This is a genomic window from Streptomyces asiaticus, from assembly GCF_018138715.1.
GTDB lineage: Bacteria > Actinomycetota > Actinomycetes > Streptomycetales > Streptomycetaceae > Streptomyces > Streptomyces asiaticus.
Genome location: NZ_JAGSHX010000006.1, coordinates 9,158,949 through 9,182,489, shown reverse-complemented (window position 1 = coordinate 9,182,489; position 23,541 = coordinate 9,158,949). Strand labels below are relative to the sequence as shown.

Genomic DNA, 23,541 nt, shown 5'->3' with positions numbered 1-23,541 from the left:
GGCCAGCACCCGATGCCCGTTCCGCCGGGCGTCGGACAGCCGCTCCAGCAGCAGCACACCGACGCCCTCGGCGAGGCCCATGCCGTCCGCTGCCCCCGCGAACGCCTTGCAGCGGCCGTCGAGCGCCAGGCCGCGCTGGCGGCTGAAGCCGATGAGGGCACCGGGGTTCGGCATGACGGCGACGCCACCGGCGAGTGCCAGCGAGCATTCCCCGTTCCGCAGCGCCTGCGCCGCCAGGTGCATGGCCACCAGGGACGAGGAGCACGCGGTGTCCACGGTCACCGCGGGGCCCTCGAAGCCGAAGGCGTACGCGACGCGTCCGGACACGACGCTGGCCGCGCTCCCCGTCATCAGGTGGCCTTCGGAGCCCTCGGGTGCCTCATGCACCCGCGGCCCGTACTCCTGGTAGTTGGAGCCGATGAAGACGCCCGTGCGGCTGCCGCGCAGCGCGAGCGCGGGCACACCGGCGCGCTCGAAGGCTTCCCATGAGGTCTCCAGCAGCAGTCGCTGCTGGGGGTCCATCGCCAGCGCCTCGCGTGGCGAGATCCCGAAGAACGCCGGGTCGAAATGGCCCGCGTCGTAGAGGAAACCGCCCTCCCGCACATACGTCTTGCCGGGCGCGTCCGGGTCCGGGTCGTAGATGCCCTCGATGTCCCAGCCACGGTCGGTGGGCAGCCCGCCGATCGCGTCACCGCCGGACATGATGAGCTGCCACAGCTCCTCGGGGGAGGACACCCCACCCGGATAGCGGCAGCTCATCGCCACGATGGCGATGGGGTCGTCGTCGGAGTCCACGGGCACGGCCCGGGCCATCTCCGCCCCTGACACCGTCCGCGGGAGGGCGGGAACGTCCGCCTCGTCGGCCGTCGCTCCCGTCAACTCGGTGAGGATGTGCTCGCTCAGGACGGCGGTGCTGGGGTAGTCGAAGGCCAGTGTGGCGGGCAGGCGCAGTCCGGTGGCCGCGTTGAGCCGGTTGCGCAGTTCGACGGCCGTCAGCGAGTCGAAGCCGAGGTCCTTGAACGCGCGTTCGGAATCCACCGCGTCCGATGTGGTGTGTCCGAGAACGGCCACCACCTGCGCGCGCACCAGCTCCAGGACGGTGTGCTCACGCTCGGTGGGAGTCAGTCCGGTCAGCCGCTGCCGCAGATCCGAGGAGGTGTCGGCCGACGCGTTCGCGACCGACCCGACGGTGTCGACCCCCTCCTGGATGCGTCGCATCGCGGGCAGTTCGTCCAGCAGTGGGCTGGGGCGGGCGGAGGTGAAGACCGGGATGAAGTTCTCCCAGTCGATATCGGCGATGGCCAGGTGGGTCTGGTCGTGGTCGAGGGTCTGCCGCAGCGCGGCGATGCCGAGCGCCGGGTCCATGAACCGCAGTCCACGCCGCCGCAACTGGTCCAGGTCCAGGGCCTCGGGCATGTTGTCGCCGGTGGCGTCCCACACCCCCCAGGCCACCGAGGTGGCCGTCAGGCCGTTCGCCCGCCGCCGCTCGGCGAGCGCGTCCAGGTAGGCGTTGGCGGCGGCGTACGCGCCGTGGTCGCCCACGCCCCACAGCCCGGACACCGAGGAGAACAACACGAACGCGTCCAGCGGGGTGTCGCCCAGCAACTCGTCCAGATGGGCCGCGCCCGCCACTTTTGCGTCCATGACCTCGGCGAACTCCGCCGAGGTCGTGGCGCCCAGCCCGGCCAGGTCGATATATGCCGCGGCGTGGATGACGGCGGTGAGCGGCCGGTCGTCGGGTACGGAGTCCAGGACGCGCTGGAGCGCGGCGCGATCCGCCACGTCACAGGCGGCGACGGTGACCCGGGTGCCCTGTTCGGCCAGTTCGGCGACCAGGTCTTCGGCGCCGGGGGCCGCGAGCCCACGGCGGCTGGTCAGCACCAGGTGTTCGGCGCCGTTGTCCGCCAGCCACCGGGCCAGATGAGTGCCGAGGGCGCCGGTGCCACCGGTGATGAGGACCGTGCCACGGGGCTTCCAGATGCGCCGCGCAGGGGTGTTCCCGAGGGGTGCGGGCTCGAGCCGCCGCAGCATCACGCCCGAGGCGCGGATCGCGACCTGGTCCTCGGGGCCGCCGTCCGCGAACACCCCGGCGAGCCGGGCCCCGGCCCGGGCGTCCATGGTGCGCGGAAGGTCGATCAGCCCGCCCCAGCTGTCCGGGTACTCCACTCCGGCCACCCGGCCCAGGCCCCACACCGCCGCCTGGTCGGGGCTGGTGAGCGGATCGGAGCTGCCGATGGACACCGCGCCCTGGGTGGCGCACCACAGCGGGGCGCGGATGCCGAGGTCGTCCAGGGCCTGGATCAGGGCGAGGGTCAGGGTCAGGCCGGTGGTGGCCACGGGGTGGTCGGGGTACGGGTGTTCGTCGAGCGGCAGCAGTGACAGCACGCCGGACAGCGTGTCCAGCGGGTGGTCGGCGGTGGCGGCGCGCAGCCGCTCGGCCATGGTGGCGCGGTGTGCGGCATCCGCGCCCAGTTCGACGAGGACGACCTCGGCGCCGTGTGCCGCGAGTGCCTCGCGGGAGGCCGTGACCAGCGGGTCGTCGGGGCGGGAGCTGGGAGCCAGCAGCAGCCATGGCCCCGGAAGCGAGGCCGCCGGGATGCCGCTCTTGGGGCGCCAGATCACGCGGTAGCGCCACTCGTCCACGGTCGATTCGGAGCGCCGCTGCCGACGCCACTGCGCGAGGGCGGGCAGGACGGTGCCCAACGAGGCGTGCTGCTCGGTGGATTGGACCTGGAGCGTGGCGGCCAGCGCCTCGGCGTCCCCGCGCTCCACGGCCTGCCAGAAGTGCGTGTCCGCGCTGTCTTCGCCCGACGTGGCGTCGGTGGAGCGCGCGGTGGTGGCCGAGGTGAGCCAGTAGCGCTGGTGCTGGAAGGCGTAGGTGGGCAGGTCGACGGGGTGCGCACCGGTTCCGGCGAACACCGTCCGCCAGTCGATGGCGATGCCGCCGACGTGGGCCTCGGCCAGGGAGGTCAGGAACCGGCCCAGGCCGCCTTCGTCACGGCGCAGCGAGCCGATCGCCGCCACGGGGGTGCCGTGGTCGTCGGCCGTCTGCTCGATGCCCATGGTGAGCACCGGATGGGCGCTGGCCTCCACGAACGTCTGGAAGCCCTCGTCGAGGAGCACCCGTACGGCCTCGTCGAAACGCACGGTCGCGCGCAGATTGCGGTACCAGTAGCCGGCGTCCAGCTCGGTGGTGTCCAGTACGCCGCCGGTGACCGTGGAGTGGAACGGCACCGAGGAGGAGCGCGGAGCGATCCCGGCGAGGGTGCGCCGGATCTCGTCCTCGAGGCTCTCGACGTGGGCGGAGTGCGAGGCGTAGTCCACGGGGACGCGGCGCGCCCGGATCTCCTCCGCCTCGCACGCCGCCAGCAGCTCCTCCAGCGCGTCGGCGTCGCCGGAGACCACGACCGCCGAGGGGCCGTTCACCGCCGCCACCGACAGCCGCTCACCCCACGCCGCGAGCCGCTCCCGCAACGCCTCCACGGGCAGCGACACCGACGCCATGCCACCACGCCCGGACAGCGCCCGCAGTGCTTGGCTGCGCAGGGCCACCACCTTCGCGGCGTCCTCCAGCGACAGCGCACCCGCCACACACGCCGCCGCGATCTCACCCTGGGAGTGGCCGATGACAGCCGACGGCTCCACGCCGTACGAGCGCCACAGCTCCGCCAGCGACACCATCACCGCGAACAGGACGGGCTGTACGACATCCACCCGCTCCAGCGCCGCGGGGTCGCTGAGCACATCCACCAGCGACCAGTCCACATACGGTGCCAGGGCCGTCGCGCACTCGTCGATCCGCCGGGCGAACACCGGCGAGGAATCCAGCAGCCCGGCCGCCATGCCCACCCACTGCGACCCCTGGCCGGGGAAGACGAAGGCGACCCCGGCGCTGCGCTTGGCGACGCCTTCGACCAGCCCGGAGGTGCCTCGGCCGGCGAGGTGATCGGCCAGGATCCGTACCGCGTCCGCGCGGTCCGGGGCCAGCACGACGGCGCGGTGGTCGAAGGCGGTCCGCGTGGTGGCGAGGGACAGTCCGATGCCCTCGGCCGCGGCTTCCGGGTGCCGCTCCACATGGTCCAGCAGCCGCGTGGCCTGGGCGCGCAGCGCCGCCTCGGACTTGCTGGACAGCGGCCAGGGGATGAGCGGCAGCGCCGTCCGGGGCGCCTCCGCCTCCTCTGTCTCCCCCGCCACGTCCGCGCCGGAAGCGGCCTCGGAAGCGGCCTCAGAAGCGGTGTCGGAAGCGGCCCCAGAAGCGGTGTCGGTAGCGGCCAGTGGTGGCGCCTGCTCGATGATGGCGTGGGCGTTGGTGCCGCTGATGCCGAACGAGGACACGCCGGCCCGGCGCGGCTCCTCACCCTCGGGCCATGCGGTGGCCTCGGTGAGGAGTTCGACCGTAGCCGCCGACCAGTCCACGTGTGGGGACGGCTCGTCGATGTGCAAGGTGCGGGGCAGCACGCCGTGGCGCATCGCCAGCACCATCTTCATCACACCGGCCACACCGGCGGCCGCCTGCGTATGTCCGATGTTCGACTTGACCGATCCCAGCAGCAGCGGGTGGTCCGTGGCGCGCTCACGGCCGTAGGTGGCCAGCAGCGCCTGTGCCTCGATCGGATCGCCCAGCTTCGTTCCCGTGCCGTGTGCCTCGACGGCGTCGACCTGCCCGGCCGTGAGCCCGGCATTGGCCAGCGCCTGGCGGATCACCCGCTGCTGCGACGGGCCGTTGGGAGCGGACAACGCACTGCTCGCACCGTCCTGGTTGGTCGCCGTACCCCGGACAACCGCCAGCACGGGGTGGCCGTTGCGCTGCGCGTCGGAGAGCCGCTCCAGGAACAGCATGCCCACGCCCTCGGCGGGCCCGAACCCGTCAGCCGCCGCCGAGAACGGCTTGCACCGCCCGTCCGCCGCCAGTCCGCGCTGCCGGCTGAAGCCGATGAACGTGCCGGGCGTGGCCATGACGGTGACGCCACCGGCCAGCGCGAAGGAGCACTCCCCCTGGCGCAGCGCCTGTACGGCCAGGTGCAGGGCGACCAGCGACGAGGAACACGCGGTGTCCACCGTCACGGCCGGGCCCTCCAGGCCCAGGGTGTAGGCCACCCGCCCGGACACGACGCTGATGGCGCTGCCGGTCACCAGATGGCCCTCGACACCGTCGGTGGCCTCGTGCACCCGCGGCCCGTAGTCGGGGGCCACCGCGCCGACGAACACTCCGGACCGGCTGCCCCTGAGCGAGGCCGGGTCGAGGCCCGCCCGTTCGACGGCCTCCCACGAGGTCTCCAGCAGCAGCCGCTGCTGCGGGTCCATCGCCAGCGCCTCACGTGGTGAGATCCCGAAGAAGTCGGCATCGAAGTCGCCGACGTCGTGCAGGAATCCGCCCTCGCGCGCGTAGGAGGTGCCGGGCCGGTCGGGGTCCGCGTCGTAGAGCGAGCCGAGGTCCCAGCCGCGGTCGTCGGGGAACGGTGTGATGGCGTCCTCGGCCCCGTTCAGCAGCCGCCAGAACTCCTCGGGCGAGCGCACCCCGCCGGGGAAGCGGCAGCTCATCCCGACGATCGCGATCGGCTCGCGGGCCGCGGCGGGGCCACCGGCCGGGCCGTCCGGCGGCGGGCCGCCACGGTCCCCGTCCCATTGGGGCAGCAGGCGCTTCAGCCGGTCGGCCACCATCGCGCGAGTCGCGTCGTCGGTTGCCGTGTCGGTGCCGAGCAACGCGGCTTCCAGCCGGTCGAGTTCGGCGGCCACGTCCGACGGGTCGTCCGCCGCCGCGGGGGCGATCTCCTCCCCCAGGTGTCCGGCCAGCGCGGCGGGGGTCGAGTAGTCGAAGATGAGGGTGGCGGGCAGCCGCAGCCCGGTGGCCGCGTTCAGCCGGTTGCGCAGCTCGACCGCGGTGAGCGAGTCGAAGCCGAGCTCCAGGAAGCCGCGATCGGTGACCACCGCGGCTGCCGTCCCATGGCCGAGGACCGTGGCGGCGTGTTCCTGGACCAGACGCAGCAGCGTCCGCTGCCGCTCCCCCTGACCGAGCCCGGCCAGCCGCCGCGCCAGCGGGGCCTCCTGGGTTCCGGGGTCTTCCTGGGCCGAGGCGCGCCGGGGTGTGATGGGCCGTCGTACGAGTCCGTTGAGCAACGGGGGTACGGGCGTGGTGTCGGCGGCGGCCGCCAGGTGGCCGAGGTCGAGCCGGGCGGGCACCACCAGGCCCTCGGCCAGCCGGCCGGCCGCGTCGAACAGCCGCAGCCCCTCCTCGGAGGGGAACGGCACCAGCCCGGCCCGTGTCATCCGCGAGAGGTCCGCCTGGCCGAGGTGTCCGGTCATTCCGGTGCGCTCGGCCCACAGGCCCCAGGCGAGCGACACTCCGGGCAGGCCCATCGCCCGGCGCCGCTGGGCCAGTCCGTCAAGGAACGTGTTGGCGGCGGCGTAGTTGGCCTGGCCCGCGGACCCCAGGACCCCGGCGGTCGACGAGAACAGGGTGAACATGGCCATATCGAAACGGCGCGTCAGCTCGTGCAGATGCCATGCCCCGTCCACCTTGGCGCGCAACACCGCGTCGAGCCGCTCCGGTGTCAGCGAGGCCACCGTTCCGTCGTCCAGGATGCCCGCGGCGTGGACCACACCGGTCAGGCCGTGTCCGTCGGGGAGGTCCGCCAGCAGGTCGGCCAGCGCGTCACGGTCGGCGACATCGCAGGCGGCGACGGTGACCGAGGCTCCCAGGGCCGTCAGCTCCGCCTCGAGCGTCGCCATACTCTCGGCCGCGCGGCCACGGCGGCTGACCAGCAGCAGCCGGCGCATGCCGCGCTCCGCCACCAGATGCCGGGCGATCAGTCCGCCCAGGACGCCACCGGCGCCGGTGATCAGTACGGTCCCCTCCGGGTCCGGTGCGGCCGGAACGCTCAGCACCAGCTTGCCCACATGGCGCGCCTGGCTCATGAACCGGAACGCCTCGGGAGCCCTGCGCACATCCCACACCCGTGCGGGCAGCGGCTCCAGCACACCACGCTCGAAGAGATCCACGATCTCGGCGAGCATCTCCCCGATGCGCTCGGGGCCCGCCTCCCCCAGGTCGAACGCCCGGTACAGCACGCCCGGATGGGCCGCGGCCACCGCGTCGGCGGACCGCACATCCGTCTTGCCCATCTCGATGAACCGCCCGCCCTCGCCGAGCAGCCGCAGCGACGCGTCCACGAACTCACCGGACAGGGAGTCCAGGACCACGTCCACACCGCGACCGGACGAGGAGTCCCTGAACCGCTCCTCGAACTCCAGCGTGCGCGACGACGCGATACGCGCCTCGTCCAGCCCGAGGCCGCGCAGGACGTCCCACTTGGTCTCGCTCGCGGTCGCGAACACCTCGACGCCCCAGGCCCGCGCCAGCCGCACCGCCGCCATTCCCACACCACCGGCGGCGGAATGGACCAGGAGCGACTCACCGCGCCGCAGGCCCGCCAACTCCCGCAGCGCGTACAAGGCCGTCACGAACACCACGGGAACGGACGCGGCCTCGGTGAAGGACCAGCCGTCCGGGATCCGCACCAGGGTGCGGTGGTCCACGACGGCCAGCGGTCCGAAACCACCGGACCACAGCCCCATCACCCGGTCGCCGACGGCGAGGGACGTCACACCGGGGCCGGTGGCCACGACCACACCGGCGCCCTCGCCGCCCATCACGGCCTCGTCCGGATACATGTCCAGGGAGATGAGGACATCGCGGAAGTTCAGGCCCGTGGCGCGCACGGCGACCCGCACCTCGTGCGCACCGAGTTCGCGGGTGGCGTCCGTGGCCGTGGCCGGCGTCAGTCCCTCCAGCGTGCCCGCCCCGGACGGCTCCAACCGCCACGCCGCCGTGCCATCCGGTGGCGTCAGCACACCCTTCGCGACGCCGGGGGCCAGACGTGGCACCAGCACCTCGGCACCGCGCACCGCGAGCTGCGGCTCCCCGGTGGACACCGCCTGGTGCACCACGGTGAACGATGACTCGGCACCGTCCACGTCCAGCAGGACGAAACGGTCGGGATGCTCGGCCTGCGCAGATCGCACCAGCCCCCAGACCGGGGCCGCGGCCAGGTCGCGCGGGTCCTCACCGTCCTCGGTGGCCAGCGCGCCCCGGGTGATGAACACCAGCCGGGCCGCGGCGAACCCGTCCTCCGCCAGCCACGACCGCACCATGTCCAGGGTCCGGCGGGCCACGGCGTGTGCCGCCGGGACGACGTCCTCGCCGGAGGTGGAGGGCACGGTCACGAACACCAGGTCCGGCATGGGAGCGCCCGATCGTACATGTGCCGCGAGAGCGGCCAGGTCGGCGTGTTCCTCCACCGACCCATCGGCCACCTTCAACGCCCTGGACAGGCCGAAGGGGTCCGGTCCGGCCACGGCGCACCGGTCGGTGGCGGGAACCGAGGCGGTTGTGGGCCCCGCGATCCACTCCACTCGGTACAGCGACTCGCCACCGTCGGTGGACGACACGAGCTGTGCCTCCGAGACCGGCCGGGTGACCAGCGCCTCCGCCGTCGCCACCGGCGTACCGGCGGCGTCGGCCACCAGGACGGACATCCCATCGGTGCCCGCAGGGGCCAGCCGTACCCGCAGGGAGCTCGCGCCGGTGGCGTGCAACGACACACCACGCCACACGAACGGCAGCCGGATCCCGTCCTTCTCCGGACGCGAGGCGGCGCACACCAGCCACGCGTGCAGCGCCGTGTCGAGCAGCGCGGGATGCAGCCCGAACCGGGCCGCGTCGGCGCGCGATTCCTCGGCGAGTGCCACCTCGGCGAAGACCTCGTCGCCCTTGCGCCAGACGGCGCGCAGCCCTCGGAACACCGGTCCGTACGCCAGTCCGGTGGCCGCCACGTCCTCGTAGAAGCCCGCGGTCTCGACCGCTTCCGCGCCCGCCGGTGGCCATGCCTTCAGATCCGCCGGACCCGTCGTCCCGTCGACGGCCGAGGAGTTCAGGGCCAGCACGCCCTTCGCGTGGCACGTCCACGGGGCGTTCGGGGCGTCGTCACGGCGGGCATGCACGCTGAACTCGCGCTGCCCGTCCTGCCGGGGGCCGCCCACGACCAGCTGCACCTGGACCGCCCCCTCGTCGGGCAGCACCAGGGGCGCCTCCAGCGTCAGCTCCTCGAGCCGGTCACAACCGACCGCGTCACCGGCCCTCGACGCCAGCTCGACAAACGCCGTACCGGGCAGGATGGCCCGGCCCAGCACCGCGTGGTCGGCGAGCCAGGGGTGGGTACGGAGCGAGAGCCGACCGGTGAGCAGGAATCCGTCCGAGCCGGGCAGCGGCACGGCGGCCCCCAGCAACGGGTGCTCTGCCGACTCCAGCCCCACCGACGCCACATCGCCTGCGGCATCGATGGCCTCGGACTCCAGCCAGAAGTGGGTGCGCTGGAAGGCATACGTCGGCAGATCGACGCGCTTCGCGCCCGTTCCCGCGAAGAGCCGTGCCCAGTCGACGGACGCGCCGCCCACGTACGCCTCGGCCAGGGAGGTCGTGAAGCGCTCCAGACCACCTTCGTCGCGACGCAGCGAACCGACCGCGGTGGCACGGGTGCCGTGGTCCTCGGCGGTCTGCTCCACACCTATCGTCAGGACGGGGTGGGCACTGGCCTCGATGAACACCTGGAAGCCGTCGGCCAGCAGGGCACGCACGGTCTCGTCGAAGCGCACGGTCTGGCGCAGATTGCGGTACCAATACCCGGCGTCCAGTTCCCCGGTGTCCAACGCACCGCCGGTCACCGTCGAATAGAACGGCACCGACGAAGGCCGAGGGTCGATCCCCGCGAGGGCCTGCCGAAGCTCGTCCTCGATCGCCTCAACATGAGCGCAGTGTGAGGCGTAGTCCACGGGGATACGACGCGCCCGGACCCCCTCGCCCTCGCACCCGGCCAGCAACTCCTCCAACGCATCCGCATCGCCGGAGACCACGACCGCCGAGGGCCCGTTCACCGCCGCCACCGACAACCGCTCACCCCACCGACCCAACCGCTCCCGCACCGAGTCCACCGGCAGCGACACCGACACCATCCCGCCGAGCCCCGAAAGCGCCCGCAACGCCTTACTCCGCAACGCCACCACCCGCGCGGCGTCCTCCAACGACAACGCACCCGCCACACACGCCGCCGCAATCTCACCCTGCGAGTGACCAATGACCGCCGCGGGCTCCACACCATACGAACGCCACAGCTCCGCCAACGACACCATCACCGCCCACAACACCGGCTGCACCACATCAACCCGCTCCAGGGCCGCAGGGTCGCTGAGCACATCCACCAACGACCACTCCACAAACGGCCCCAACGCCGCCGCACACTCACCCAACCGCTCCGCAAACACCGGAGACGACTCCAACAACCCCGCAGCCATACCCACCCACTGCGACCCCTGACCAGGGAAGACCAACACCGCGTGGTCCCGGGCGGTCGCCATCCCGCGCACCACACCGGGGGCTGTGTTCCCCTCGGCCAACGCGCTCAGGCCGTTGACGAGACCGTCCCCGTCCCCCGCCAGCACCACCGCGCGGTGTTCGAAGACACTGCGTGTGGTCGCCAACGACAGCCCGACATCGGCGGGCGAAACCTCTCCGTGCCCGCGCACATGCGTCAGCAGCCGTCCCGCCTGCGCCTCGACCGCGGTGTCCGACCGTCCGGAGATCACCCATGGCGTGATCTCCGGCAGTCCCTCGGCCGGGGCGTCGTCATCGACACCATGGCCGGGGACCTCGTCGAGCGGGGCCGCTTCCAGCACGGCGTGGGCGTTGGTTCCGCTCATCCCGAAGGAGGAGACCGCCGCGCGGCGCGGCCGTCCCGTCTCCGGCCAGGGCATTTCGTCCGTCAGCAGGCGCAACCCACCCGCGGACCAGTCCACATGCGGCGATGGCTCATCCAGGTGCAGGGTGCGCGGCAGCACGCCGTGCCGCATGCCGAGCACCATCTTGATCACACCGGCCACACCCGCCGCCGCCTGCGTGTGCCCGATGTTCGACTTCAACGAGCCCAGCAGCAGCGGCCGTTCTTCGGGGCGGCCCCTGCCGTACGTGGCGAGCAGGGCCTGTGCCTCGATGGGGTCGCCCAGCTTGGTGCCGGTGCCATGGGCCTCGACCGCGTCCACCTCGGCCGCCGACAGCCGCGCGTTCTCCAACGCGGCGCGGATCACCCGCTGTTGCGAGGGGCCGTTGGGCGCGGTGAGGCCGTTGCTCGCACCGTCCTGGTTGATGGCGGTGCCCCGTACGAGGGCGAGCACACGGTGTCCGTTCCGGCGGGCGTCCGACAGGCGCTCCAGCAGCAGCACACCGACGCCCTCCGCCGGGCCGAAGCCATCGGCGGCGGCGGAGAAGGGCTTGCAGCGCCCGTCCGGGGCCAGCCCCCGCTGGCGGCTGAAGCCGACGAAGGTCCAGGGGGTGGACATGATGGCGGTGCCACCGGCCAGGGCCAGGGAGCACTCGCCCTGCCGCAGCGACTGCGCGGCCAGGTGCAGCGCCACCAGCGACGACGAGCACGCCGTGTCGACGGCGACGGCCGGCCCTTCGAAGCCGAACGCATAGGCGAGCCGACCGGAGGTGACACTGAGGGCGTTACCGGTGAGCAGATAGCCCTCGACACCGCTCGACGGCCGGATCGGGCCCGCGCCGTAGCCATGTGATCCGGCGCCCACGAAGACACCGGTCTGGCTGCCGCGCAGGGAGGCCGGGTCGATGCCCGCGCGCTCGAAGGTCTCCCAGGACGTCTCCAGCAGCAGCCGGTGCTGCGGGTCCATCGCCACCGCCTCACGCGGTGAGATGCCGAAGAACGCCGCGTCGAATTCGCCCGCGCCGTCGACGAAGCCACCGTGGCGCGTGTAGGTCTTCCCGGGGACGTCGGGGTCGGCGTCGTAGAGTCCGTCGAGCTCCCAGCCACGGTCTTCGGGGAAGCCGGATATCGCGTCACGGTCCTCGGTCAGCAGGTCCCACAGCTCTTCCGGGGATCGGACGCCACCGGGCAGACGGCACCCCATGGCGACGATGGCGATCGGATCGTCGTCCGGCTCGGCCCGGGTGGCGGGCGCGGGTGCCGAGGGGGCGTCGCTCTCCCGCGAGCCGAGCAGTTCCGTGCGGAGGTATTCCGCGAGCGCGCGGGGGGTCGGGTAGTCGAAGACGACCGTGGCGGGCAGCCGCTCGCCGGTGGCCGCGTTCAGCCGGTTCCGCAGCTCCACCGCCGTGAGGGAGTCGAAACCGTGTTCCTTGAAGGAGATCTCCGGCTCGACCGCGTCCGGTGTGCTGTGGCCGAGGACGGTGGCGGCCTGGTCCTGGACCGTGCGCAGCACCATCCGCTCGCGCTCCGCGTCGCCCACTCTGCGCAGGCGCCGCCGTAGTGACGCCTCCTCCGCTGCGGGCGCCGTCCGGGCCAGTGCGCGGCGGACCACGGTGGCCCGTTCCGGTCGGCCGTCGCCGGGCTCCGCTGTCGCGGCCGCGAGCTGCTCCTCCGTCACCGGCCGTGCCACCAGCGCGTCCACCGTGGCCACCGGCGTTCCGGCCGGGTCGGCGACCACTGCGGACAGGGTGTCGGTGCCCTTGTGGGTCAGCCGTACGCGGAGCGTCGACGCCCCGGTCGCGTGCAACGACACACCGCTCCAGAGAAACGGCAGGCGGATGCCGTCCGCATCGCCCGAGAGGGGTGCCAGGCCCGGCTGCAAGGCGGTGTCCAGCAGAGCCGGGTGGATGCCGAACCGGGGCACCTCGCCATGGGCTTCCTCGGGCAGCACCACCTCGGCGAAGAGCTCGTCACCGCGGCGCCATACCGCGCGAACGCCACGGAAGACGGGCCCGTACGCCACGCCGGTATGGGCCAACCGCTCGTAGAAGTCGGCGATGTCGACGGCCTCCGCACCGGTCGGCGGCCATATGCTGAGGTCAGTGGCGTGGCTCTGGGCCTCGCCGTGGGCTTCGCTGTGGACCAGCGTTCCCGAGGCGTACCGGGTCCACGGCCGGTCCGTAGTGTCTTCCGGCCGCGCGTACACCCGTACGGGACGTCCGCCGTCCTCCTCGGGCCCGCCTACGGTCAACTGGAGCTGTACGGCCCCCCGTTCGGGAAGCACCAGAGGCGCCTCCAGCGTCAGCTCCGCCACGCGGTCGCATCCGGCCGCGTCACCGGCTCGCAGCGCCAACTCGGCGAATGCGGACGCGGGCAGCAGGGCCCGGCCGAGTACGGTGTGTTCGGCGAGCCAGGGATGCGTACGGAGCGAAAGGCGGCCCGTCAGCAACCACCCGTCCGAGTCGGGCAGGGCGGTCGCCGCGCCGAGGAGGGGGTGGTCGGCGGAGGTCAGTCCGACCGAGGACACATCGCCCGCCACGGCTGAGGGCTCGACCCAGTAGCGCTGGTGCTGGAAGGCGTACGTCGGCAAGTCGACGCATCGGGCGCCCGTGCCCGCGAACATGGCCGCCCAGTCGACAGCGGCGCCACCCACGTATGCCTCGGCGAGGGAAGTGGCGAACCTGTCGAGCCCGCCTTCGTCGCGGCGCAGTGATCCGACGGCGGTGATGTGCGTGCCGTGGTCCTGGGCCGTCTGCTCCACGCCCATCGTCAGGACGGGGTGGGCGCTGGCCTCGATGAAGGTATCGAAGCCGTCGGCGAGCAGGGCGCGGACGGCCTCGTCGAAGCGCACCGTCTGACGCAGATTGCGGTACCAGTACCCGGCGTCGAGTTCCTGGGTGTCCAGCACATCTGCCGTGACCGTGGAGTAGAACGGCACCGACGACGGGCGTGGAGTGATCTCCGCGAGGGTCTGCTGAAGCTCGTCCTCGATGGCCTCGACATGAGCGCAGTGGGAAGCGTAATCGACGGGGATGCGACGCGCCCGGACCTCGTCCGCCTCGCACGCCGCCAGCAGCTCGTCCAGCGCGTCGGCGTCGCCGGAGACCACGACCGCCGACGGCCCGTTCACCGCCGCCACCGACAACCGCTCACTCCAACGGCCCAGCCGCTCCCGCACTTCACGCACGGGCAGCGATACCGACACCATCCCGCCGAGCCCCGACAGCGCGCGCAACGCCTTGCTCCGCAGGGCCACCACCTTCGCCCCGTCCTCCAGCGACAGCGCACCCGCCACACAGCCCGCAGCGATCTCACCCTGGGAGTGACCAATGACGGCCGCGGGCTCGACACCGTACGAACGCCACAGCTCCGCCAACGACACCATCACCGCCCACAACACGGGCTGCACCACATCCACCCGCTCCAGGGCCGCGGGGTCGCTGAGTACGTCCACCAGCGACCAGTCCACGAGCGGCGCCAACGCCGCCGCACACTCACCCAACCGCTCCGCGAACACCGGCGACGACTCCAACAACCCCGCCGCCATCCCCACCCACTGCCATCCCTGACCAGGGAAGACAAAGGCGACGCGGTCCGAGGAGCCAGTGGCCGCCCCGCGCACCACACCCGCGGCCTCGCGCCCCTCGGCCAGCGCGGTCAGACCACTGACGAGCGCGGTACGGTCACCGCCCAGCACCACCGCCCGCCGCTCGAGGGCCGCGCGCGTGGTGACCAGCGACAGACCGACATCCGCGGACGCCGGACCGGCCTCGTCGCCCACCGTCGACAGCAAGCGCGCGGCCTGGTCCCGGAGCCCCGCATCGGACCGTGCCGATACCACCCACGGCACCACGCTGCTCGGTTCCGAGGTGGCGTCCGTAGCGGCATCGGACACCATCGGCCCCTGCTCCAGGATCACATGGGCGTTGGTGCCGCTCACGCCGAAGGAGGAGACGCCCGCCCGACGGGGCCGACCGGTTTCGGGCCATGGCGTCGGGGCGGTCAGAAGCTCCACCGCACCCGTCGACCAGTCCACGTGCGGTGACGGTTCATCGATGTGCAGGGTCTGCGGAAGCAGGCCGTGGCGCATGGCCAGCACCGACTTGATGACCCCGGCCACACCGGCCGCTGCCTGGGTATGGCCGATGTTGGACTTGATGGAGCCGAGCCACAGCGGCCGCTCGCCGGGCCGCTCCTGCCCGTACGTGGCCAGCAGGGCCTGCGCCTCGATCGGATCGCCCAGCGTCGTACCCGTGCCGTGCGCCTCGACCGTATCGACGTCGGTGGCCGACAGCCGGGCGTTCGCCAGGGCGGCGCGGATCACCCGCTGCTGTGAAGGGCCGCTCGGTGCGGTGAGGCCGTTGCTCGCACCGTCCTGGTTGACGGCGGAGCCGCGTACCACCGCCAGCACCTGGTGGCCGTTGCGCCGCGCATCCGAGACGCGCTCCAGCAGCAGCAAGCCCACCCCCTCGCCCCAGCCGGTGCCGTCCGCGGCCGCCGCGAACGCCTTGCACCGACCGTCGGCCGCCAGACCGCGCTGACGGCTGAACTCCACGAAAAGCTCGGGCGTGGACATCACGGTGACACCGCCGGCGAGCGCCAGCGAGCACTCGCCTTGACGCAGGGACTGCGCCGCCAGATGCAGCGCGACCAGCGACGACGAACAGGCGGTGTCCACCGTGACCGCCGGGCCCTCGAAGCCGAAGGTGTAGGAGATACGGCCGGAGACGACGCTGGCGGCGCTGCTGGTGACCAGGTGGCCCTCGATGTGCTCCGCCGCCGCCTGCCGCAGGCTGGTTGCGTAGTCCTGGCCGTTGCTGCCCACGAAGACACCGGTCCGACTGCCCCGGAGCAGCGTGGGATCGATCCCGGCCCGCTCGAACGCCTCCCACGATGTCTCCAGCAGGAGCCGCTGCTGGGGGTCCATCGCCACCGCCTCACGCGGCGAGATCCCGAAGAACTTCGGGTCGAAGTCGCCCGCTCCCTCGAGGAAACCGCCCTCGCGGACATAGCTCTTGCCGCGTTCGTCCGGGTCCGGCCCGTAGAGCGTGTCCAGGTCCCAGCCGCGGTCGGCGGGGAACTCGGTCAGCACCTCGCGCCCGGCGATCAGCAGCTGCCACAGGTCTTCCGGCGTTCGCACCTCGCCGGGGAAACGGCAGCTCATGGCCACGATGGCGATGGGCTCGTCGGCGGCGGCCACGGCGACGGGCAACGCGGCGTCCGCGCCGTTCCGCAGCCCCAACGCCTCGGTGCGCAACAGTTTGACCAGCGCCGTCACGGTGGGGTGGTCGAAGAGCAGAGTGCTCGGCAGGCTCAGCCCGGTGGCCGCGTTCAGCCGGTTGCGCAGGGTCACCGCGGCAAGGGAGTCGAAACCCAGTTCCTTGAAGGCACGGTCGGCGTCGATGGCCCCGGGACGGCGGTGTCCCAGGACGGCCGCCACATGGGACCGCACGAACTCCAGGAGGATGCGGTCTTGTTCCGCCGTCCCCAGCCCGGCGAGTCGGCGCCGAAGCGACCCCTCGGTGGTCGTGACCTCGTTGGGGGTGTCGGGTGAGCCATAGGCCATGAGGTCGTGGAGGAGTCGGCGCGAACGGGTGTCCGCCATCGTCCCGGCCAGGGTGTCCCACTCAACGTCGGCGACGATCAGAGCCGCTGCCGCCGGGTGGTTGACACTTTGCTCCAGGGTGGCGACGGCCGACTCGGGGTCCATCGCGGGAAGGCCATGGCGCCGCCACCGGTCCGCGACGGCCTCTGCCATGCCGTGAGCGGCCCAGGGACCCCAGGCCACGGAGGTGGCAGGGAGCCCCGCACCGCGCCGCCACTCCGCCAAAGCGTCCAACATCGCGTTCGCCGCAGCGTAGTTGGCCTGACCCGCGGCACCCACCGTCCCCGAGAACGACGAGAACAGCACAAACGCCGCAAGGTCCAGCTCCCGCGTCAGCTCGTGCAGATGCCACGCCGCCTCGGACTTCGCCCGCAACACACCCTCGAACCGCTCCACCGACAGCCCGTCCAGCACCCCGTCATCCAGCACACCCGCCGTGTGTACGACAGCCGTCAGCGGAAACTCCTCCGGCACCCCGGCCAACACCCCGGCCAGCGCATCCCGGTCGCCCGCATCACACGCCACAACCGTCACCCGAACGCCCGTCTCACGCAGCTCGGCACACAGCTCATCCGCACCCTCAGCCTCAGGGCCACGCCGCGACACCAGCAACAGATGCTCCGCACCCGCCCGCGCCAGCCACCGCGCCACATGGGCACCCAACGCACCCGTCCCACCCGTCACCAACACCGTGCCCGACGGCACCCAGCCCCCGACGCCATGTGCACCCTCGACCGCACGCACCACACGGCGACCGAACACGCCCGACGACCACACCGCCACCTCGGTCTCGTCGGCACGGCCACTCACCACGCCCACCAGCCGGTCCGCCACCCGCGTATCCCACACCTCGGGCAGGTCGAGCAGGCCACCCCAGCGCTCCGGCGCCTCCAGCCCGGCCACCCGGCCCAGCCCCCACACCGCCGCCTGCTCCACACCCGATGGGCTCTCCGAACCGCCCACCGCCACCGCACCCCGCGTCACACACCACACACGGCCACCCACGCCCGCATCCCCGACCCCCTGGAGCAGGGACAAGGTCAGGGCCAGCCCCAACGGCACCGACCCGTACTCACCGTGCCGCCCCTCCGCCAGTGCCAGCAGCGACACCACACCCGAGGCGTCGGAGACTTCGGCCCCTTCCATGGCCCGGCGCAGCCGGTCCGCCATCACCGCACGGTCGGCGTCGTCCTGACCAAGCTCGACCACGACAGGCAGGGCACCGCGCCCAGCCAACGCGGCCACACACTCCGCAACCCACTCGTCCCCGGCCAGCCCCGCCGGGACCGCCACCAGCCACGTGCCCGTCAGAGCAGCGCCCACCACGTCCGCAACGGGCACCCACGACACCTGATACCGCCAGCCACCAGCCACCTGCGACAGTGCCGGGGCCGTGCCGCTGCGGACCGGCTCCAACCAGAAGCGCTCCCGCTGGAACGCATACGTCGGCAGCTCCACACGACGGGGGCGGGCCGGCGCCAACAGGGCTGACCAGTCGACCTGCCGCCCCCGTACATAGATCTCGGCGAGTGCTTCTTGCAGGGAAGGGATCTCATCCCGACCGGCGCGCAGCACCGATGCGAAGGCGGCGTCCGGCGCGCACTCCTGCCCCATCCCGGACAGCACGCCGTCCGGCCCCAGCTCCAGGCAGGTGGTGACTCCCGCGCCCGCCAGACTCCGTACCCCGTCCGCGAACCGGACGGCCTCACGCACATGCCGCACCCAGTACTCGGCGGAGCACAGCGCCTCGGCATCCGCCACCAGGCCCGTCACGTTCGACACGACGGGAATGCGCGGAGGCGCGTACGACAACCCCTCGGCCACCCGCCGGAACTCCGCCAGCATCGGCTCCATCAACGGCGAATGGAACGCATGCGAGACGCGCAGCCGCTTCGTCTTGACACCCCCGGCCTCCAGCAGCCCGGCGACCTCCGCCACCGCCGCCTCAACACCGGAAATCACCGTCGAACGCGGACCATTGACCGCCGCCACGCTCACCTCGGCTTCGCGACCGGCCAGCAACGGCAGCACATCGGCCTCGGCGGCCTGTACCGACACCATCACCCCACCCGACGGCAACCCCTGCATCAACCGCCCACGAGCCGCCACCAACACACACGCATCCGCAAGCGACAACACACCCGCCACATGCGCCGCCACCAACTCACCAATCGAATGCCCGGCCACGAAGTCGGGCCGCACACCCCACGACTCCACCAACCGGAACAGCGCCACCTCCACCGCAAACAACCCACACTGGGTATACGCGGTCTCATCCAGGCCATTCGCGCCCCCGCCGACCACCTCCCGCAGCGGACGCTCCAACACCCCGTCAAACTGCCCACACACCTCATCGAAGGCATCGGCGAACACCGGAAACGCCTCATACAGCCCCTGGCCCATCCCGACCCGCTGACTGCCCTGCCCCGAGAACAACACCGCCAGCTTCCCCGGCACCACAGAACCCCGCACCACACCCGCCGCCGGTACACCATCCACCAGCGCTTCCAGCCCAGCGGCAAACCCCTCACGGTCACCGGCCAGCACCACTGCCCGGTGCTCGAACATCGACCGCGTGGTCACCAATGCCGAGGCCACATCCACGACCGACGCCTCAGCGCCCAGTTCCCCACGCACCGCCGACAGCAACCGCTCCGCCTGCGCCCGCAACGCACCCTCGGACTTCGCCGACACCACCCACGGCACCGACGCCGGGGCCTCCCGCCCCTCGTCCACCGGCTGGGCAACGCCCGCCTCTGCGGGAGCCTGCTCCACGATGACGTGGGCGTTCGTCCCGCTGATGCCGAACGACGACACCCCCGCGCGCCACGACCGGCCCGTCTGCGGCCACTCCACGGCATCCGTCAGCAGCTCCACCGCACCCGCGGACCAATCCACATGCGGCGACGGCTCATCGACGTGCAGCGACTTGGGCAGCACCCCGTGCCGCATCGCGAGCACCATCTTCATCACACCCGCCACACCCGCGGCGGCCTGCGTATGACCGATGTTGGACTTCACCGAGCCCAGCCACAGCGGCCGGTCCTCGGCGCTCCGCTCCCGCCCATAGGTCGCGAGCAGCGCCTCGGCCTCGATCGGATCGCCCAGGGCCGTGCCCGTGCCATGCGCTTCGACCGCGTCCACGTCGGCGGGGGAAAGTCCGGCGTTCGCCAACGCCGCCCGGATCACGCGCTGTTGGGAGGGTCCGTTCGGCGCGGTCAGGCCGTTTGACGCACCGTCCTGGTTGATGGCGCTGCCCCGCACCACCGCGAGCACCTGGTGGCCGTTCCGCCGCGCATCCGACAGCCGCTCCAGCAGCAGCATCCCGGCGCCCTCGGCCCAGCCCGTGCCGTCCGCCGCCGACGCGAACGGCTTGCACCGGCCGTCCGGGGCCAGCCCCTGCTGCCTGCTGAACTCCACGAACAGCCCCGGCGTCGGCATCACCGTCACACCACCGGCGAGTGCGAGCGCGCACTCGCCCTGGCGCAGCGACTGGACCGCCAGATGCAGGGCCACCAAGGAGGACGAACAGGCGGTGTCCACCGTCATCGCCGGGCCCTCGAAGCCCATGGTGTAGGAGATGCGGCCGGAAGCGGCGCTGACGGTGTTGCCGGTCAGCAGGTATCCCTGGAGCTCATCCGAGGCGTCGTGCATCCGCGGGCCGTAGTCCTGGGACATCGCTCCCACGAAGACACCGGTCCGGCTCCTGTCCCGCCCGGCCGGGTCGATCCCCGCGCGTTCGAAGACCTCCCAGGAGGTCTCCAGCAAGAGCCGCTGCTGCGGGTCCATCGCCAGCGCCTCGCGCGGCGAGATGCCGAAGAAGGAGGCATCGAAGTCCCCGGCGTCGTAGAGGAATCCGCCTTCGCGGGTGTACGTGGTCCCGGCTCGTCCGGGGTCGGTGTCATACAGCCCGGACAGATCCCAGCCCCGGTCCGCCGGGAACCCCCCGATGGCGTCCCCGCCGGAGGCGATCAGCTGCCACAGCTCCTCGGGCGACCGCACACCACCGGGGTAGCGGCAGCTCATGCCCACGATCGCGATCGGCTCGTCCGGGGCCACGCCGGCCGGTGCCGACGCGGTCTCCTCTCGCCCGTCGTCGCCCAGAAGCCTGTCCCGCAGATGGCGTACGAGGGCCCGGGGCGTGGGGTGGTCGAACAGCAGCGCGGTCGACAGTCGCAGTCCGGTCGTGGTGTTCAGTCGGTTGCGGAAGTCGACGGCGCCGAGCGAATCGAAGCCCAGTTCTTTGAAGGTCCGGCCCAGATCGACGGCCTCCGGCCCTTCGTACCCCAGCGCGGTGGCGACCTGATCACGTACCAGGTCCGCCAGCAGTTCGCCTCGCTGGGCGTCATCCAGCGGGGCGAGACGCGCGCGCAGCAGCGACGCCGCGTCGGTCGCCGATGTGTGGCCCGCGCCGTCATCCAGGTCGGTCGCAGCGGCCTCGGTGAGCGCGCTCGGCTGTGGCAGCGCCTGGACGTCCAGCCAGTACCGCTTGCGCTGGAACGCGTACGTGGGCAGCTCAACGCGACGCGCACCCGTCCCCGCGAACATCCCCGTCCAGTCGACGGAGGCACCGCCCACATACGCCTCGGCCACGGAAGTCAGGAAGCGATCCAGACCGCCTTCGTCACGACGCAGCGAACCGATGGCCGCCACGTCGGAGCCATGCTGCTCTGCGGTCTGCTCCACCCCCACCGTGAGTACGGGGTGGGCACTGGCCTCGATGAACACCTGGAAACCGTCGGCCAGCAACGCGCGCACGGCCTCCTCAAAGCGCACGGTCTGGCGCAGATTGCGGTACCAGTACCCGGCGTCCAGAGCGGCCGTATCGAGCACTCCACCGGTCACCGTCGAATAGAACGGCACCGACGACGACCGAGGGCTGATCCCCGCGAGGGCCTGCCGAAGCTCGCCCTCAATGGCCTCCACATGAGCGCAATGCGAGGCGTAATCCACCGGAACACGCCGCGCCCGGACCCCCTCCGCCTCACACACGGCCAGCAGCTCGTCCAACGCATCGCCATCGCCGGAGACGACGACTGCCGAAGGCCCGTTCACCGCCGCCACCGACAACCGCTCACCCCACCGACCCAACCGCTCCCGCACCGAGTCCACCGGCAACGACACCGAGGCCATCCCGCCGAGCCCCGAAAGCGCCCGCAGCGCCTTGCTTCGCAGCGCCACCACGCGTGCCGCATCCTCCAACGACAACGCACCCGCCACACACGCCGCCGCAATCTCACCCTGGGAATGACCAATGACCGCCGCGGGCTCCACACCATACGAACGCCACAGCTCCGCCAACGACACCATCACCGCCCACAACACCGGCTGCACCACATCAACCCGCTCCAGGGCCGCAGGGTCGCTGAGCACATCCACCAACGACCACTCCACAAACGGCCCCAACGCCGCCGCACACTCACCCAACCGCTCCGCAAACACCGGCGACGACTCCAACAACCCCGCAGCCATACCCACCCACTGCGACCCCTGACCAGGGAAGACCAACACCGCACGACCATCACCACCCACCACCACACCCCGCACCACACCCGCGGCATCCCGACCTTCCGCCACCGCACCCAAACCCTCAGTCAAAGCCCCACGGTCCGACCCCAACACCACCGCACGATGCTCAAACGCACTACGCGTCGTCGCCAGAGAGAACCCGACATCCCCGGCCGACAGCTCCGCCCGCTCCCCCACGTACGACGCCAACCGACCCGCCTGCGCCCGCAACGCCGCCTCGGAGCGCCCCGACACCACCCACGGGATCCGGGCAGGAGCGTCCTTCCGCTCAGCTCCCGCCACGTCCCGAGCCACCGCGAGCTCCGGTGCCCCGGACAGCACCACATGGCAGTTCGTCCCGCCCACTCCGAACGAGCTCACCCCGGCGGTCAACGCCTCCCGCGTCCCCGCCGCGTCCGCGAGCCACGCCTCGGAGGTCGTCTGCACCCGCAGCTTCAGCCGGTCCAGGGGAATGTCAGGGTTGGGTGTCCGGAAGTTGAGGCTGGGGAAGAGTTCGCCATACTTGAGCCCCAGGGCCGTCTTGATGAAGCCGACGACACCCGCCGCGCCCTCCAAGTGGCCCACGTTGGTCTTGGCCGACCCCACCAGCAGCGGGGCGTCGTTGGGTCGCCGTGGCGCGCCCAGGACCGCGCCCAGTGCCGCGGCCTCGATCGGGTCGCCGACCTTCGTACCGGTGCCGTGGAGTTCCACGTACTGGACACGGGCGGGGTCCACTCCGGCCTGCCGGTAGGCACGGCGCAGGAGGTCCTCCTGGGCCTCCTGGTGGGGGGTGGTGAGGTGGTCGCCGCCACCGTCGTTGTTGAGTGCGCTGCCCCGGATGACGCAGTACACGGGGTCACCGTCGGCGAGGGCGTCCGCGAGGGGCTTGAGGACGACGGCGCCGCCGCCCTCGCCGCGTACGAAGCCGTTGGCGCGGGCGTCGAAGGCGTAGGTGACACCGTCCGGTGACAGCCCGCCGAACCGGGCGGCGCTGATGCCGCTCTCGGGGGCGAGGTTGAGGTGGACGCCGCCGGCGATGGCGATGGACGTCTCGCCGCGGCGGATGCTTTCGCAGGCCAGGTGGATGGCGGCCAGCGAGGACGCCTGTCCGGCGTCGAGGGTGAGGCTGGGGCCACGCAGGCCGAGGTGGTAGGAGACGCGGTTGGCGATGATGCCGCGGTGGAGTCCGGTGAAGCTGTGCCGGTCGATGGCCTCCGGGCCGCCCCGCCGGATCAGCGTGGCGTAGTCGTCCGCGATCACACCGATGTACACGCCGGTACGGCTGTCGCGGAGCCGGTCCGGAACGATTCCGGCGTCTTCGAGGGCCTCCCACGTCAGTTCCAGGGTCAGTCGCTGCTGGGGGTCCATGGCCGCGGCCTCGCGTGGCGAGATGCCGAAGAAGGCGGCGTCGAAGTGGTCGATCCGGGCCCGGTCCAGGAATCCGCCCCGCCGAGGGGTATCAGTGACCCCGGCCCGCCGAGGGGCGCCAGTGTCCGCGTCCCACCGTCCTTCCGGGGCCTCCGTGATGGCGTCGGCGCCGTCGCGGAGCAGTTGCCGGAAGGTGGCGGGGTCGGGTGCTCCGGGGAGGCGGCAGGACAGTCCGACGACCGCGATCGGCGCGTCCGTCGTGCTCGGCGAGGTGCCGTCGGAACTCTTCAT

1 protein-coding gene (cut by a window edge) is annotated in these 23,541 nt (G+C 72.1%); it reads right to left on the bottom strand.

Going from position 1 to position 23,541, the window contains the following annotated elements; genetic code table 11:
- Positions 1-23,541, bottom strand: the 5' portion of a protein-coding gene (locus tag KHP12_RS46520; RefSeq protein ID WP_211834628.1) for a type I polyketide synthase. 14,151 nt of this gene lie to the left of the window's left edge; the window shows 23,541 of its 37,692 coding nt (coding positions 1-23,541); its start codon is at positions 23,539-23,541; its stop codon lies off the left edge, out of view.